This window comes from Noviluteimonas gilva, assembly GCF_009740395.1.
Lineage (GTDB): Bacteria > Pseudomonadota > Gammaproteobacteria > Xanthomonadales > Xanthomonadaceae > Noviluteimonas > Noviluteimonas gilva.
The window spans coordinates 1,102,445-1,118,335 of record NZ_WOXT01000001.1; the positions used below are offsets into that span (position 1 = coordinate 1,102,445).

The following is a 15,891-nucleotide window of genomic DNA, read 5'->3' on the forward strand; positions in this document are numbered from 1 at the left end:
TTCGGCGACGGCGTCCTCGGGCGCGTGCCGCCGGACGGCAGCGTCGACGACCTGCGCGCCGCGCTCGCGCAATTCGCGGAACAGGCGCCGTGAACTCCGTCGTCGAGCTCAACCTCGCCGCGCTCCTGTTCCTGCCCTGGTTCGCGATCCTGGCCGTGCTGTATTGGCTCTACCCACGCCAGCCGCGCCCGTCGTGGCGCAAGTGGTTCGACCTCGCCGCGCTGGCGGTCTCGGCGCTCGTGTTCGTCGGCAGCCTGCACTGGGCGCTGGCATGGGCCGACCGGGGCTACGGGCGCATGTGGCAGCAGATCGTCGGGACGTCGGTCTCGTATGGCGTATTCCTCGCTGCGATTACGCTGGCCTTCTTCGTCCGGCGTCGCATGTTGCGGAGCTAGTACCAGTTTGGGGGCGGGGGATCTGTAGAATCGCCGCCCTGTTCAGCTCCACTCGCGTCCGGCAAGGAAGCCCGGCTCTTCACGAGCAAGTTGTTCCACTTCCCCCGCACGCCATGTCCGCCGTCCCCTCCTCCATCGAGTTCGACCTCCGCGAAGCGGAGCGCCAGGCGGCGCTCGACCGCTATGCGATCGTGGACACGGGTCCGGAAAGCGCCTTCGACGACATCGTCCGGCTGGCCGTCACGCTGTGCGACATGCCGGCGGGCGCGATCTCGCTGATCGACCACGACCGCCTGTGGTTCAAGGCGCGCATCGGCATCGACCAGGCGCAACTGGATCGCTCGCGTTCCCTGTGCGGTCACGCGATCGACGCGCCGAACGAAACCCTCGTCGTGCAGGATCTCGACCAACATCCGGTCTATGCGCAGCGCCGCCGACTGCTCGGCCTGCGTCCGCGTTTCTACGCCGGCGTGCCGCTGCTCAGTCCCGAAGGGCACGCACTCGGCGTGCTGAGCGTGGCCGATGTCGTGCCGCGCATGCTGGGCCTGCCGCAACTCGAAGGCCTGCGCCTGCTCGCGCGCCAGACGCAGCACTTGCTTGAACTGCGCCGCCTCATGCTCGAACAGGGCCACGCGCGCGCCGACCTGCAGCGCCGCCACGATTCCCTGCAATACACCGCGCACCACGATCAGCTCACCGGCCTGTTGAATCGTGCCGGCCTGGAACGCCTGCGCGCGCGCACCGACGTGCAGCGCGAACTCGCCGCGCAGCCGTACGTGCTGCTCGTGCTCGACATCGATCACTTCAAGCGCATCAACGACCAGCACGGTCACCTGTTCGGCGATCGCGTGTTGTGCGCGGTGGCCGATGCGGTGTCGCGTTCGGTGCGATCGAGCGACATCGCCGCGCGCATCGGCGGCGAGGAATTCCTCGTGGTGTTGCCCGACACGCGCCTGGATGGCGGCGCGGAAATCGCCGAGCGCATTCGCCGCGAAGTCGAGCGGCTCACTTTGCCGATGCCGGTGACCGTGTCGGTCGGCATTGCCGATGCGGCGCCGACGAGCGACACGCCCGAAGCGGTGTTCGAACGCGCTGACCAGGCCTTGTATCGGGCGAAGAAGGGCGGGCGGAATCGCGTCGTCGCGGACGACACTCCGCGCTAAGCAAGCCGCGTTGAATCACCACTCGTTCGGCTTCGCGCCCTTCTCGGGATTGCGCATCTTCACCACGCAGAAGCGTTGGCCCGTCGGCGCTTCCATCACCCACCAGCGCTTGATCCACTCCACGCGTTTCGCGCCGAGGGCTTCGAGGCGCGCGACTTCCGCATCCTGGTCATCGGTTTCGATGTCCAGGTGCACGCGCGAGGGGTGCGTGACCTTCTGCACTTCGATCTGCAAGTCGCCCGGCGTGTCGGCGAGGTTGGTGTACTCCGCACCGCCCTCGACGTGGTGCTCGGTCTTCGGCAGACCGAGCGCCTGGCTCCAGAAATCCACGGCCGCCGCGTGGTCGTCGGTGTTGCAGTCGATGATGAAACCTGCGAGCCGGCTGCGGTGGGCCATGGAAATCTCCTTCAGTTCGCCTTCGCGAGATCGTCCAGCATCGCCTTGAGGAAACGCGCCGCTTCGCCGCCCGTGCACGCACGGTGGTCGAAGGTCAGCGAAAGCGGGATCACCTTGTGCGATTCGAAACCGCCCATCACCGGCGTCATCTGGTGGCGGCCCTTGCCCGCGGCGACGATCGCCACCGTCGGCGGCACGATCACCGGCGTCGCATAGCGACCGGCGAACATGCCGAAGTTCGACAACGAGATGGTGTAGCCGGAGAGTTCGGACATCGGAATCGTGCGGTCTTCGACCTGCGTGCGCAGGCGATTGACGGCTTCGCGCACGCTGCGGGCGTCGAGCATGTCGGCGTTGCGCAGCGCGGGCACGAACAGGCCGTCGTCGGTGTCGACCGCGATGCCGATGTCGACGTGCGGATGCAGCGTGCGCGTGAGCGCTTCGCCGTCGAACCACGCGTTGAGCGCCGGCACGGCCTTCGCGCCGGCGACGATGGCGCGCACGAGGCGGCCGGTGATGTCGTTGCCCGGCGCCCATGCATGAATGTCGGCGTCGTCGCTGAGCGTGGTCGGCACGACCTTCGAATGCGCATCGGCCATCACGCGCGCCATGTTGCGGCGCACGCCCTTGAGTTGTTCCGGCTGGCCCGAGGCCTGCACGCCCGGCGGCTGCGTGCGCATCGGCTTGCCGGCCTGCGAAAGCGTGGATCGTGCGCCCGTACCACTCCCCCCTGCGGGGGGAGTCGGCGCGCCAGCGCCGGAGGGGGGAACGCCGGGACCGCGTTGAATCGGAGCCGCCGCCCCAACCTTCGCCGACCCATCAGCCGCCGCATTCTTCACATCCTGGTTGGTGACGACGCCATCCGGCCCCGTCGCACGCACGCGCGCGATATCCACGCCCAACTTGCGCGCCAACGCACGCACCGCCGGCAACGCCTTGACGCCTCCGACCGCGACCGCGGCTTCGCTGCGCACGGCATCGGAGGTCTGCATCGCACCGACGACGGTGCCGCTGTCCTCGCGCACCGATTCGGTCTTGGTCTGATCGGTTTCGTCGATCACGCCGCCTTCGTCGGACGCGACGACTTTGTCGTCGGAGACGTGCGCACCCGCGCCCTTCGGCGGGCCGTGGTGGTGGCCGGTGTCCTGGCCTTCCGCGCGCTGCGGCATCGACGGATCGATTTCGAATTCGGCGAGCATCGTGCCGGTGACGATCACGTCGCCGGCGCCGCCGCCGATCTTGAGCACCTTGCCCGACACGGGCGAGGGCACGTCGACGACCGCCTTCGCGGTTTCCATCGACACCAGGTTGTCGTCGAGCTTGATCGTGTCGCCGACCTTGACGTACCACTCGACGACGGTCGCGTCGGGCAGGCCTTCGCCGAGGTCGGGAAGCAGGAATTGTTTCGTCGTCATCGTCCAGTCCTTATGCGTGCGCGACCGCGCGCTTGGCCGCGGCGACGATCTTGTCCACGCTCGGCAGATACTTCATTTCGAGGCGGAAGAGCGGGATGTGGGTGTCGTAACCGGTGACGCGTTCGACCGGCGCGACGAGATCGAACATCGATTCCTCCGCCAGGCGCGCGGCGATTTCCGCGCCGAAGCCCGCGGTCTTCGGGGCTTCATGCACGATCACGCAGCGGCCGGTCTTGCTGACCGACTCGGCGATGGTGGCGAAGTCGAGCGGACGCAGCGTGGCGACGTCGATGACTTCCGCGCTGATGCCGTCCTTCGCGAGTGCGTCGGCGGCTTCCAGGCATTCCTTCACCTGCGCGCCCCAGGTCACGAGCGTGAGGTCGGTGCCGTCGCGCAGCACGAAGCACACGTCGAGCGGCAAGGCTTCGCCGTCGTCGGGCACCACTTCCTTGTACTGGCGGTAGATGCGCTTGGGTTCCATGAAGATGACCGGATCCGGATCGCGGATCGCGGCCAGCAACAGGCCGTAGGCACGTGCGGGCGAAGAGGGCAGCACGACGCGCAGGCCCGGCACGTTGGTGAAGATCGATTCGTTGGCTTCGGAGTGATGCTCCGGCGCGCGGATGCCACCGCCCCACGGCACGCGCAGCACCATCGGGCACGTGAGCCGCCCGCGCGTGCGGTAACGGAAGCGCGCGGCGTGGCAGATGATGTGGTCGACCATCGGATACACGAAGCCGTCGAACTGCGCTTCGGCGACGGGCTTCATGCCCTGCGAAGCGAGGCCGACGGTGAGGCCGGCGATCGTGGTTTCGTCGAGCGGCGTGTCGAGCACGCGCTGCGCGCCGAAGGTCGCCTGCAGGCCGGCGGTGGCGCGGAACACGCCGCCGTTGACGCCAACGTCTTCGCCGAGCACGAGCACGGTTTCATCCGCGCGCATCTCGTACGCGAGCGCCTGCGTGATCGCTTCGATCAATGTGATCGCGGGTGCGTCAGCCATGGGCCTTGCCCTCCAGCGCGATGGCGGCCGCACGTTGCGCGAGCAGGTCGGGCGGCGGGTCGGCGTAGAGGAAATCGAACATCGCCGTCACCGGCTGCACCTTCAATTCGAGATACGCATTGATTTCGACGTCGACGAGCTTGGCGCTCTCCTCGATCCACGCGTTTTCCTGCGCTTCGTTCCAGGCGCCGGCGGCGGTGAGGTAGGTGCGCAGGCGCGGGATCGGATCGCGCGTCCATGCGTCCTTGACTTCGGCTTCGTCGCGATAGCGGCGCGCGTCGTCGGCGGTGGTGTGGTCGTGCAGGCGATAGGTCATGAACTCGATGACGCTGCCGCCTTCACCATTGTGCGCGCGCGCCACGGCGCGGCGCATGCCTTCGAGCACGGCGATCAAATCGTTGCCATCGACCTGCAGGCAATGCAGGCCGCCGGCGATGCCCTTCTGCGCGAGCGTCTGCGCACCGGTCTGCGAATTGCGCGGTACCGAGATCGCCCAACCGTTGTTGATGATGCATTGGATGAAGGGCAGCTTGTACGCGCCGGCGGAGTTGATCGCCGCGTACGTGTCGGTCTTCGAACTGCCACCGTCGCCGCAGCACGTGACGGCCACGCGCTTTTCGCCACGCAACTTGAACGCGAGCGCGGCGCCGGCCGCGTGCAGGCATTGCGTCGCGATCGGCACGCACCACGGGTAGTCGTGCTTCGGGCCGGAGAAATCGTTGCCGCGTTCGTCGCCGCCCCAGTACATCAACACTTCGCGCGGTTTGACGCCGCGCATGAACTGCGCGCCGTACTCGCGATAGCTGGGGGCGAACACGTCTTCGGGCGTCATCGACGCGCCGATGCCGACATGCGTGGCTTCGTGGCCGAGGCAGCTGGCGTACGTGCCCAGCTTGCCGGTGCGTTGCAGCGCGATGGCCTTCGCATCGAAGGTCCGCACGTACAACATCTGCTTGAACAGCGGCACCAGGGCCGCTGCATCGCGGAAGGCCTGCGGCAATTCGGTGACGGCCTTGCCGTCGGGACCGAGGTACTGCAGGTATTCGATCTGGAACTGTGCGGCGAGGGTCATGCGGACTTCGACTCGGGCGACAGGAACCCCGGATGATACCCTTCCCGCATGAGCATTGAAGACAACGCCGGGGGCCAAAACCAGCGCCCCCTCGAAGCCGGCATCCACGTCGATCTCGAAGGCCGGATGACCTATGGCGGTTACCTCCAGCTCGGGCGCCTGCTCTCGGCGCAGCAACCGCTGTCGTCCCCGCCGCACCACGACGAACTGCTCTTCATCGTCCAGCACCAGGTCTCGGAGCTGTGGATGAAGTTGCTCGTTCACGAACTCTCCGCGGCGATCGCGCACCTGCGCGCCGACCGCCTGGAGCCGTGCCAGAAGATCTTCGCGCGCTGCAAGCAGGTGCTGCGCCAGCTGACCGAAATGTGGTCGGTGCTCGAGACGCTCACGCCGTCGGAATACATGGAGTTCCGCGAAATCCTCGGGCCTTCGTCGGGCTTCCAGTCCTTGCAGTACCGCACGATCGAATTCCTGCTGGGCAACAAGAACGCGCAGATGCTGCGCGTGTTCGCCTACGACCCGGAAGGGCAGGCGCGCCTGAAGGACGCGCTCGAAGCGCCGGGCCTGTACGACGAGGCGCTGCAATACCTCGCGCGCCACGGCCATCCGGTGCCCGCCCACCACCTCGATCGCGACTGGTCGCAGCCGCACGTGTTCGCGCCGGACCTGGTGCCGGTCTTCGAGACGATCTACGAAGACACCAGGCGCCACTGGGACGCGTACCACCTGTGCGAAGACCTGGTCGACCTGGAAACGCAGTTCCAGCTGTGGCGATTCCGCCACATGCGCACGGTGATGCGGATCATCGGGTTCAAGAAAGGGACCGGTGGGTCCAGCGGCGTCGGCTTCCTGAAGCAGGCGCTGGAGCTCACGTTCTTCCCGGAATTGTTCGAAGTCCGCACCGTGATCGGCCTGCCGGGCCACGCGCCGCCGGCTGCCTGAATGCGGGCGGCGTCGTGATGCGCTGCAACATCACACATTTCCGGTTTGACTGGCTCCCGCAGAGCCGGTAAACCTCGACCGGATAGCCCGCCATCCCGGCAGGCGCACCAATCGATTCGACATCAGGGGCCACCGCATGAGTTCAGCGGCGACATCGGGCGCGAGCGCGCCCATTCCGGAATTCCGACAGGTCTTGGGGCATCCCAAGCCGTTGTGGATGTTGTTCATGACGGAGTTCTGGGAGCGCTTCGCGTTCTACGGCATCCGTTGGGCGCTGGTGCTGTACATCGTGCAGCAGTTCTATGACGGTTCGGGCACCGGCGAAGCGCCAGCCAACCGCGTCTACGGCGCGTACCTGGCGTTGGTGTACGCCGCGGCGATCTTCGGCGGCTACGTCGCCGACAAGATCCTCGGTTACCAGCGTTCGATCCTGCTCGGTGCCGTGATCATGGCGACGGGCTTGTTCATGATCGCGTGGCCCGACGAGACGGTCTTCAAGGTCGGCCTGGCCACGGTCATCGCGGGCAACGGGCTGTTCAAGCCGAACATCTCGACGATGGTCGGCAAGCTCTATGCGCCCACCGACGAACGCCGCGACTCGGGCTTCACCCTGTTCTACATGGGCATCAACCTCGGTGCGATGTTCGCGCCGCTGCTGACCGGCTGGATGGCCGAGCACATGTTCGGCGGCACGCCGGATTTGCCGACGTACAAGGTCGTCTTCATGACCGCTGGCGTGGGCATGCTGATCAGCCTGGTGTGGTTCTGGTTCGGCCGTCGCCAGCTCGAAGGCATCGGTCGTCCGCCGGAAGGCGACGGTGGCAAGCACAAGGTGCTGTACGTGTTGCTCGCCGCGATCGTCGCGATCCCGGCCATCTACTTCCTGCTTGCGATCGACGCCGGCACGTTGCAGTGGGTGTTGTCGGCGATGTTCCTCGCGCTGTGCGGCCTGATCCTGTACGAAGGCTTCCGCGACGGCCCGGTGGCACGCGACCGCGCGATCGCGATGCTGATCATCTTCACCTTCAACGTCCTGTTCTGGTGCTTCTTCGAACAGGCCGGCAGCTCGTTCAACTTCCTTGCCGAAAAGATCGTCAACCGCGAGATGTTCGGCACGGTGTTCCCGGTGGGCTGGTTCCAGTCGGTGAACTCGCTGGCGATCATCGTCTTCGCGCCGATCGTGGCGTGGACGTGGATCAAGATGGGCCGCTACAACCCGTCGATCCCGCGCAAGTTCGGCCTGGGCATCATCTTCAACGGCCTGGCCTTCCTGCTGTTGATGGCCGCGCTGTCGGGGATGGTCGTCGCGGGCAAGATCCCGTTCTGGACGCTGTTCATGGTCTACGTCATCCAGTCCATCGGTGAGTTGTGCCTGTCGCCGATCGGTCTGTCGATGACGACCAAGCTCGCACCCACGAAGCTGGTCGGCTTCGCGATGGGCGGCTGGTTCCTCTCCACGGGCATCGGCAACAACCTGTCAGGCATCTTCGCCAGCCACGTCAGCGGCGCCGAAGGCATGTCGGTGGAATCGGCCTACACCGGTTACACGATGGGCTTCTGGTACCTGATCATCGGTGGTGTTGCGCTGTTCCTGATCGCGCCGCTGATCCAGAAACTGATGCACGGCGTGAAGTAAACGACGCCTTTGCGAAACGAAAACGGCGGCCTTTCGGCCGCCGTTTTTTTTGCCCGCGATTCGCCGATCAGTGCTTGCCGCCGACATCCTTCAGCAGCACGTACCAGTAATCCAGGCCGTCGTAGAAGCCCTTCACCGGCACGCGTTCGTTGAGGCCATGCGAGAACGCGTCGCTGTCCTTCATGAACATCCCGCCGACCCCATAGGTCGGAATGCCCGCCGCGCGGAAATACATCCCGTCCGTCGCGCCCGAAGATTGGTTCGGCACCACTTCGATGCCCGGATACAGCGTGTGCACCGCGCGCGCCACGGCCTCCATCACGTCGTTGCGCAAGGGCGAGGCATCGGTGGCGATCGGGGAGCCGATCGTCGTCACCTCGACATTCTTGCCCACCACGTCCTGCAGGGTCTTGCGCACGTCGTCCACCGCCACGCCCGGGAAGATGCGGCAGTTGACGTTCGCCGTCGCCGATTGCGGCAACGCGTTGCGCCCGTGTCCGCCGCGCAGCATCGTCGCGACGCAGGTCGTCTTGATGCGGCCCACGCTGCCGGGATCGGCAGCCAATGTCGCGATCGCCTTCGCATCGTGCTGGTCCTTCGCGAACGCCGCCATCGCCGCACCGATCGGACCCGGCGCGACCTTGCCTTCGGCGCGCAACTCCGCGACCGTCGTGTCGTTCCACATCACCGGGAACGCGTGCGCCTGCACTTGCTTGAGCGCATCGGCCAGTTCGTAGATCGCGTTGCCCGGCGTCGGCCGCGAGCTGTGCCCGCCGGGGTTGTGCGTGGTCAGTTCGAAGTCGGCGTAGGTCTTCTCCGCCGTCTGCACGCTGAAGGAACGCGCGGTGCCGTCTTCTTCGAGCGTGCCGCCGCCGCCGTCCGCGTTGAGCGCGTACTCGGCGTCGATCAGCTTGCGATGCGTTGTCGTGAGATCGCGCGTGGTCGCCATCTCCGTTTCCTCGTCGCCGGTGAAGACGATGACCAGGTCGCGCGTCGGGACGAAGCCTTCCTTCTTCAATCGCAGGAAGGTCGCGGTCAGCGTGGCCACGCCGTCCTTCACGTCGGCCGTGCCGCGGCCGAAGAAGAACCCCTTCTCCTCGACCAGCTTGAACGGATCGCGCGTCCAGTCTTTCGGATCGGCCGCGACGACATCCATGTGCGCCATCAACAGGATCGGTTTGCCGCCGCTACCGTCGCCTGCGTAGCGCACGACGAGGGAGGCGGTTTCGCCGACCGGCAAGAGGTGGATATCGGCGTCGGGGAAACCGGCATCGCGGAACTGCTGCGCCAACCACCCGGCCATCACGGGCACCTGCCCGTTGCCCTCGGCGGTGTTGTACGAGATCAGCTTCGAATAGATCTCCCGCGCGCGGTCCTGGTCGGGCGTCGTGGCGGAAGCGGTGCAGGGCGCGGCGATCGCCAGCGCGAGCAGCGCGCTCAGCAGCGTTCGGGTCATGGGGAATGCCTTTGCGTGAGTGAAAAAAAACCGGTGGCGGCTCGCGCCGCCACCGGGTGGGTCGGATCGATCAGAACTCTTGCGAGAACCGGACGCCGATGCTGCGCGGCGCACCGTGCACGGTGTAGGACTGGAAGCCGCACGTATCGGTGGCGCATTGGGCGAATCGGGTCTGCTCGGAGTGTTCGTCGAACGCGTTCTTGAGGAAGAAGTCGAGCGCCCAGTTGTTGCGGCGCACGCCGAAGGAGAAATCGACCTGGGTGTAGGAGTCGAGATCGCCGAAGGCCGCCAGATCCTCGCGCGTCAACGCCGCCGGGCGGCTGCCGACATGCACCAGCGAGCCCTGCACGTACGACTCCAGGCTGCCGATGTCGAAGGCATACCGCGCCGTGCCGTTGGCCTTGAAGCGCGGCGTCACCGGCAGGCGCGTACCGACCGGCGCCTGCGGGCCGTCGACGATTTCGTCGTCGTCCGGATCCGTCGGATCGTTCGGGTTCACGGTGCCCGGCGGACATGCGGTTACCGGATTGCCGGCGAGGTCGCTGAAGCCGCAGTACTCCTTGGTCAACTCCGCGTCGTAGAACGCCATGCCACCGTTGAGGCGCAGGTTGTACGTCGCCGCCCAGCTCAGGTCCATTTCTAGACCGCGCACGCGCGCGTTGCCCGCGTTGCGGATGACCGTCAGGCCCGAACCGCTCGGCGGCAGGAACGAGTACTGGATGTCGTCCCAGTTTTCCTGGAACACCGCGCCGTTGAACGCGAGGCGGTTGTCCTGCCACGTCGTCTTCCAACCCAGTTCCCAGTTGGTCAGGTAGTCGGGCAGATAAGGGCCGACGGTGCCGTTGCGATTCAGGCCGCCGGGACGGAAGCCTTCCGACCACGTGCCGTAGACCAGCTTGTTCTCGTCGATGTGGTAGGTGAGGTTGCCGCGGAAGATCGTGTCGCTCTTCTTGACGACGCTGTCGATGTTGACGCACGGCGCGCCGTGGTACGGCATGTCGTTGAAGCACAGCGCTTCGCCGTAGTTGCTGCTGTACCCGGCCGAATAGCCGAAGAAGCCGCGCAGGCTGTTGTCGTAGCGGAAGTAACGCGCACCCACGGTGCCGGTCCACTTCTCGTTGAAGTCGTACGACAGTTCACCGAAGGCCGCTTCGTCGGTATCCCTGCGCCCCTGGTTGGTCAGCCAGATCGTGTCGGGCCAGCCGGTCACTTCCAGCGGCGTGGCCAGGTCGCCGATCACCTTGTATTGCTGCAGGATGTCGTGCGTCTGTTTCTGGAAGAACACGCCGGCGACGAAACGCAGCGCCTCGTCGTCGGGCGATGCGATGCGCAACTCGTGGCTCTGCTTGGTGTACGCGTCGTTGCCGATGATGATCTGCGACGGATTGACGATCGCGCCGCTGTCGTCGTAGAAGTACGCGCCCGAACCATCGAGGCTGTCGTACCAGAACGAGTAGTCGCTGTAGTCGAACTCCGAATCGATCTCGCGACGCAGGTGCGAATACGCATACGTGAGATCGAAGTTGCCGATCTTGCCCTCGACCGTCAGCGCCGCCGACGTCCAGTCTTCATGCGCGCTTTCGGGGTAATACTTGTTGACGATGTAGTCGCCGAGGTGATCGTCGCCGGCGAAATTCCCGTAGCTGTCGGTCTTCTGGTACATCACCATCGGGGTGATCGACCAGTTCTCCATGAAGTCGAACTTCAACGCCGCACGCGCACCACGGGTGAAGATGTCGTTGTAGTTGTCCTCGGCGACGGTGCCGACGTTGGTGATCGTGCCGTTGCCGCCGGAATCGGCATCCCACGTCGGGAACGTGCGCGTGGCCGGTTTGTTGTCGACGTAGCCGGCGTCCTTCTTGTCCCACGCAACGACGCGGACCGCGGCGTTCTTCCCGATCGGCACGTTGACGAAGCCTTCGGCGACGAAGCCGTCGTCGCCGCCGGTCAGCGTGTTCAGGCCGAACGCATAGCCGGCGGAGAACGCCTCCTTGTCCGGCTTGCGCGTGATGATGCGCAACGTACCCGCCTGCGAGCTCGCGCCGTACAGCGTGCCCTGCGGGCCGGCGAGCGCTTCGACGTGGTCGATGTCGTACAGGTGGATGTCGAGCACGCCGCCGATGGTCGTCGTCGGTTGTTCGTCGAAGTACACGCCCACGCTGGGCTGCGGGCCGGAGTGGTTGCTGTTTTCGCCGCTGGCCACGCCGCGCATGTAAGGCACGGAGCCGCCGCCTTCACCGGTGTCGAACGACAACGCGGGCACGTAGGCCGCGTAATCCTGGAAGTTCTTCAGGTCCAGCTCGTCCAGTTTTTCCTTGCCGAGCACCTGGATGCTGATCGGCACCTTCTGTACGTCTTCGGTGCGCTTCTGCGCGGTCACCGTGATGGTGTCGAGCACCGGCGTCTGGTTCGCGGTCTGCGCAGGCGGCGCCTGTGCTTCCTGCGCGAGGGCCGAGCCGAAGGCGAGATAGATGGCGGCGACCAGCGGCAAGCGCGCGGGCTTGCTCGCGAGTCTGTTTCGCGGCGATGTTTGTCTTGAACGATGCATCCAGCTCCCCTCCCAAGTAAGTGGAATCGAATCGGTGTTGACTACGTTGACGCGGGATAAGCCTCAAGCACGGGACCCAATGCCGCCTTGAGCGGATCGAGCCAGGGTTCGTAATGGCGCCATTGGTCGACGCCGTCCTTGTAGATCGGGCGGCGCACCTGTTCGGAACTCGCGGTGCGGACCGGGCGATCGTTTTCGTAGAAGCGCAGGCAGTTCGCTTCGAAGGGCAGGCCCAGGTAATCGAGCAGGCGGCGCACTTCGCCTTCGGTGTCGTCGACCATGCGTTCGTAGAACACGCGATGGACGCGGCCGGGCAGGATGTCGTCGTAATGCGCCATCAACTCGACGTAGTCGCGGTAATACCGGCCGATGTCGTCGAGCGAGTAGCTGAAGTTCTGCCCGCGCGCGTAGTGCTGCTTGAAGTTGGAGAAGCAGCACGCCAACGGATGGCGGCGCGCGTCGATGATCTTCGCGTTCGGCAGGGCCAGGTGGATCAGGCCGATGTGCGCGAAGTTGTTCGGCATCTTGTCGATGAAGCGCGGCGCGCCCGACTTGCGGTGGATGCGCGTGCGTTCGAGATAGTCTTCGCCCAGTTCGCGCAGCCGCGCGCGATCCAGCGACGCCAGGGCTTCGTGATAGGGCTGCGATTGCGCTGTGTCGAGCGAACGGCGCATCTCGCGCGTGATCGCGATGATCTCCGGCAACTCCATCGTCCCTTCGACCGCGGAATGGCTGGAGAGAATCTGTTCGATCAGCGTCGAGCCCGCGCGCGGCATGCCGACGATGAAGATCGGGTCGTTCGCCTCGCTGCCGCTGCCGACGCGCTGCGCGAAGAAGTCCTTCGTGTACGTCCGCTTGATCAGCCGCACGCGCGAGGTGTTGTCTTCGGGGTTGTAGTACGCGGTTTCGCGGCGATGGCGATTGCCGCTCTCGTAGTGCGCGAAGGATTCGGCGTGTTCGCCCGCGTCCTCCAGCGCCTTGCCCAGGGCGAACTCGAGGTGGAAGCGATGTTCGACGGGGAGCGATGCGTTTTCGAGCTGGCGGCGCATCGTCGACAGGTCGTTCTCGTCGAAGCGCAGCGTCTTGAGGTTGGCCAGGCTCCACCACGCTTCGCCGAAGGACGGATCGAGCGCGATGCAACGCCGGTACGCGGCGATGGCGTCGTCCTGCCGGCCTTCGGTCTTCAACGCGTGCCCGTAACTCATCCAGATCTTGGTCTGCGCCGGATATTGGCGCAGCAGGCGCGCGTAGATGTCGAGCGCGCGCGTGTATTCGCCGATGCGGCACAACACGACGGCGTGCAGGTTGCGATAGCCGGGATTGTTCGGGTCGACGCGGAGCAGGCGTTCGATTTGCGCCAACGCTTCGGTCGGTTTGTTGCCGCGATTCAGCACCAGCGCGTAGTGCAGGCGCGCGGCGTGGAAGCTCGGGGCGAGTTCGAGCGCACGCGCGAGCAGGTGTTCGGCTTCTTCCAGGCGGCCCACGCGCGCGGCGAGTTCGGCGAACATGCGGATCGCCGCGACGTCGGTCGGCGCGCGTTGCAGGTGCGCGCGCAGCAGCGTTTCGGCCTCGGGAATCCGATTCTGCGCAAGCGCGGCACCGGCGCGCATCAGCGCGGGGTCCTTGCTCGCGTGGCGCACGTGTTCGACATAGGCGGCATCGGCGCCGGCGGCATCGCCCGAGGCGTACAGGCGATCGCCGAGTGCGAGCCAGCCGCGCGGGTCGAGCGCGACCGCGCGCCGCAGTGCGGCGATCGACTCGTGCGATGCGGTCTGTGCACTCATGCAACGTGCTCCATGGCCAGGGCCACGCCTTGTCCGACGCCGACACACATTGCCACGAGCGCCCGCCCGCCGCGCATGTGCCGCAACTCATGCATCGCGGTGAGGGACAGTCGCGCCCCGCTGGCCCCGAGCGGATGGCCCAGGGCGATCGCGCCGCCGTTGCGGTTCACGCGCTCGGCGTCGTCGGGCAGGCCCAACGCGCGCGTGCACGCGAGTACCTGCGCGGCGAAGGCTTCGTTGATCTCCACCACGTCGAAGGCATCGAGCCCGTGCCCGACGCGTTGCAGCAAACGTTCGATCGCCGGCACGGGCCCCAGGCCCATGGTGCGCGGCGGCACGCCGGCGGCCGCCATACCCAGGATGCGCGCCCGTGGCGTAAGCCCATGGCGCGCGACGGCATCCTCGGACGCGAGCAACAGCGCGCACGCGCCATCGTTCAGGCCCGAGGCGTTGCCCGCGGTCACCGTGCCCTGCGCGCCGAGCAGGGGCGCGAGGGTGGCGAGCTTTTCGCGCGTGGTGTCGCTGCGCGGCTGTTCGTCGGCGACGCAGGGGCCGACGGGCATGAGTTCATCGGCGAACCGGCCCGCGGCGATCGCGCGCGCGGCGCGTTGCTGGGAGCGCAGGGCGAACGCGTCTTGGTCTTCGCGGGCGATGTTCAACTCGCGCGCGAGGTTCTCGGCGGTCTGGGTCATCGAATCCACGCCGTGCGCTTCGCGCATCGCCGGATTCACGAAGCGCCAGCCCAGCGTCGTGTCTTCGAGCTTCTGCTCGCGCGCGAACGGCGCATCGGCCTTGCCCATGACGAAGGGCGCGCGCGACATGCCTTCCACGCCGCCGGCGAGCACGAGGTCCGCTTCGCCCAGCGCGATCGCGCGGGCGCCCTGGCCCACGGCTTCCAGCCCGGACGCGCACAGGCGATTGACCGTCACGCCGGGCACCGACTCCGGCAGACCCGCGAGCAACGCGGCCATGCGCGCGACATTGCGGTTGTCTTCGCCGGCCTGGTTGGCGCATCCGAGGATCACTTCGTCGATCGCCGCCGGATCCAGTTGCGGGTGCCGCGCCATCAACTGGCGCAACGGGAGCGCCGCGAGATCATCGGTGCGCACCATCGACAGCGCCCCGCGATAACGGCCGAAGGGCGTGCGCACGCCGTCGCAGAGATAGACGGCGCGCGCGACCGCATTCATGCAGCGACCGCCGGGAGTCGATGCGATGGGGCGCAGCCTTCGATCGCCGCTGCCGTGAGTTTCAGCTGCGGCAGGATGTCGCGCGTGGCCTCGCGTTCGACGTCGGGGTGGTAGGGCATGCTGACGTTGATCGCCGCCGCCACGCGGCCTTCGCCGTTGCGCACGGGGACCGCGAGCGAGCACAGGCCGAGCTCGAGTTCCTGTTCGACCCACGCGTGCCCCTGGCGCCGGACTTCTTCGACGATGCGGCGCAGACGCGGCAGGTCGGTCACGGTGTGCGCGGTGAGCTTGGCCGGCGCGCAATGCGCCAGCCAGTCGTCGAGCGAGGCTTCATCCAGGCCCGACAACAACACGCGGCCCATCGATGCGGAGGACGCCGGCAAACGCGCGCCCACGCCGAGCGTCACGCTCATGATCCGACGGCCCGGCACGCGTGCGACGTACACGATCGACTGGCCGTCGAGCACCGCCATCGAGCTGCTCTGGTTGACCGTGCGCGCGAGTTCTTCGAGCAGGGGCTGCGCGAGATCCGTGAGATTCAGCGAGCCCAGGTAACCGAACCCGAGTTCGAGCACGCTCGGGCTGAGCACGTATTCGCGTCCGCTCAGGCGCACGTAGCCGAGGTGTTCGAGCGTCATGATCAGGCGCCGCGCGGCCGCGCGGGAGGTGCCGGCGCGGTGTGCGATCTCCGCCAGGCTCAGGCGGGTGTGCTCGGCGTCGAAGGCCCGCAAGACCGACAACCCGCGCGCGAGCGACTGGACGTAGTCGCGACTGTCCTCGAACGCAGGTTGGCTACGCGCCGACTTCGCCATGCTTGCACGTACCTTCGATGGGACGGATTGACGTCGAGGGTAAGTGCTTCATAGAGTGGTGCGCAATACGCACAAAGCGTGC

General features: G+C 66.5%; 13 protein-coding genes. 4 read left to right on the plus strand and 9 right to left on the minus strand.

What is annotated here, in order from left to right:
- The first annotated feature begins 89 nt into the window (after positions 1-89).
- Both GN331_RS16515 and GN331_RS16520 read left to right on the plus strand, forming a co-directional pair.
- The gene (locus GN331_RS16515; RefSeq protein WP_197427006.1) at positions 90-395 is read left to right on the plus strand and encodes a hypothetical protein; all 306 of its coding nucleotides are present in this window, start codon (positions 90-92) and stop codon (positions 393-395) included.
- A gap of 113 nt (positions 396-508) precedes the next feature.
- The gene (locus GN331_RS16520; RefSeq protein WP_197427007.1) at positions 509-1,558 is read left to right on the plus strand and encodes a GGDEF domain-containing protein; all 1,050 of its coding nucleotides are present in this window, start codon (positions 509-511) and stop codon (positions 1,556-1,558) included.
- A 15-nt stretch (positions 1,559-1,573) separates the two neighbouring features.
- Here GN331_RS16520 and GN331_RS05295 read toward each other — a convergent pair whose 3' ends face one another.
- The 4 genes from GN331_RS05295 to pdhA are packed head-to-tail and all read right to left on the minus strand — an operon-like array spanning position 1,574 to position 5,441.
- Positions 1,574-1,954 carry a VOC family protein gene (locus GN331_RS05295; RefSeq protein ID WP_156640804.1) on the minus strand — a complete coding sequence of 127 codons (381 nt, stop codon included), beginning with the start codon at positions 1,952-1,954 and terminating at the stop codon, positions 1,574-1,576.
- A gap of 11 nt (positions 1,955-1,965) precedes the next feature.
- The gene (locus tag GN331_RS05300) at positions 1,966-3,369 is read right to left on the minus strand and encodes a dihydrolipoamide acetyltransferase family protein (RefSeq protein WP_156640805.1); all 1,404 of its coding nucleotides are present in this window, start codon (positions 3,367-3,369) and stop codon (positions 1,966-1,968) included.
- A 10-nt stretch (positions 3,370-3,379) separates the two neighbouring features.
- Positions 3,380-4,369, minus strand: coding sequence for an alpha-ketoacid dehydrogenase subunit beta (locus tag GN331_RS05305; protein ID WP_156640806.1), 990 nt, complete (start codon positions 4,367-4,369; stop codon positions 3,380-3,382).
- The gene (pdhA, locus tag GN331_RS05310) at positions 4,362-5,441 is read right to left on the minus strand and encodes a pyruvate dehydrogenase (acetyl-transferring) E1 component subunit alpha (RefSeq protein WP_156640807.1); all 1,080 of its coding nucleotides are present in this window, start codon (positions 5,439-5,441) and stop codon (positions 4,362-4,364) included. The genes GN331_RS05305 and pdhA overlap by 8 nt, the downstream gene beginning before the upstream one ends.
- Positions 5,442-5,489: 48 nt before the next feature.
- Here pdhA and GN331_RS05315 point away from each other — a divergent pair, with 48 nt between their 5' ends.
- On the plus strand, positions 5,490-6,383 hold the full coding sequence (locus GN331_RS05315; protein WP_156640808.1) for a tryptophan 2,3-dioxygenase: 894 nt from the start codon (positions 5,490-5,492) through the stop codon (positions 6,381-6,383).
- 136 nt (positions 6,384-6,519) lie between these two features.
- On the plus strand, positions 6,520-8,019 hold the full coding sequence (locus GN331_RS05320) for a peptide MFS transporter (protein WP_156640809.1): 1,500 nt from the start codon (positions 6,520-6,522) through the stop codon (positions 8,017-8,019).
- Positions 8,020-8,086: 67 nt separating this feature from the next.
- Here GN331_RS05320 and GN331_RS05325 read toward each other — a convergent pair whose 3' ends face one another.
- The 5 genes from GN331_RS05325 to GN331_RS05345 all read right to left on the minus strand — a co-directional run bounded on the left by GN331_RS05325 (position 8,087) and on the right by GN331_RS05345 (position 15,809).
- On the minus strand, positions 8,087-9,475 hold the full coding sequence (locus GN331_RS05325; protein ID WP_156640810.1) for a M20/M25/M40 family metallo-hydrolase: 1,389 nt from the start codon (positions 9,473-9,475) through the stop codon (positions 8,087-8,089).
- 70 nt (positions 9,476-9,545) lie between these two features.
- On the minus strand, positions 9,546-11,966 hold the full coding sequence (locus GN331_RS05330) for a TonB-dependent receptor (protein WP_231734333.1): 2,421 nt from the start codon (positions 11,964-11,966) through the stop codon (positions 9,546-9,548).
- A 98-nt stretch (positions 11,967-12,064) separates the two neighbouring features.
- Entirely contained in the window at positions 12,065-13,807 is a 1,743-nt protein-coding gene (locus GN331_RS05335) for a tetratricopeptide repeat-containing sulfotransferase family protein (RefSeq protein ID WP_156640812.1), read from the minus strand.
- Positions 13,804-14,997 carry a 3-oxoadipyl-CoA thiolase gene (pcaF, locus tag GN331_RS05340; protein WP_156640813.1) on the minus strand — a complete coding sequence of 398 codons (1,194 nt, stop codon included), beginning with the start codon at positions 14,995-14,997 and terminating at the stop codon, positions 13,804-13,806. Before pcaF ends, GN331_RS05335 begins: the two co-directional genes overlap by 4 nt.
- Positions 14,994-15,809, minus strand: coding sequence for an IclR family transcriptional regulator domain-containing protein (locus GN331_RS05345; RefSeq protein WP_156640814.1), 816 nt, complete (start codon positions 15,807-15,809; stop codon positions 14,994-14,996). Before GN331_RS05345 ends, pcaF begins: the two co-directional genes overlap by 4 nt.
- Positions 15,810-15,891: the final 82 nt, after the last annotated feature.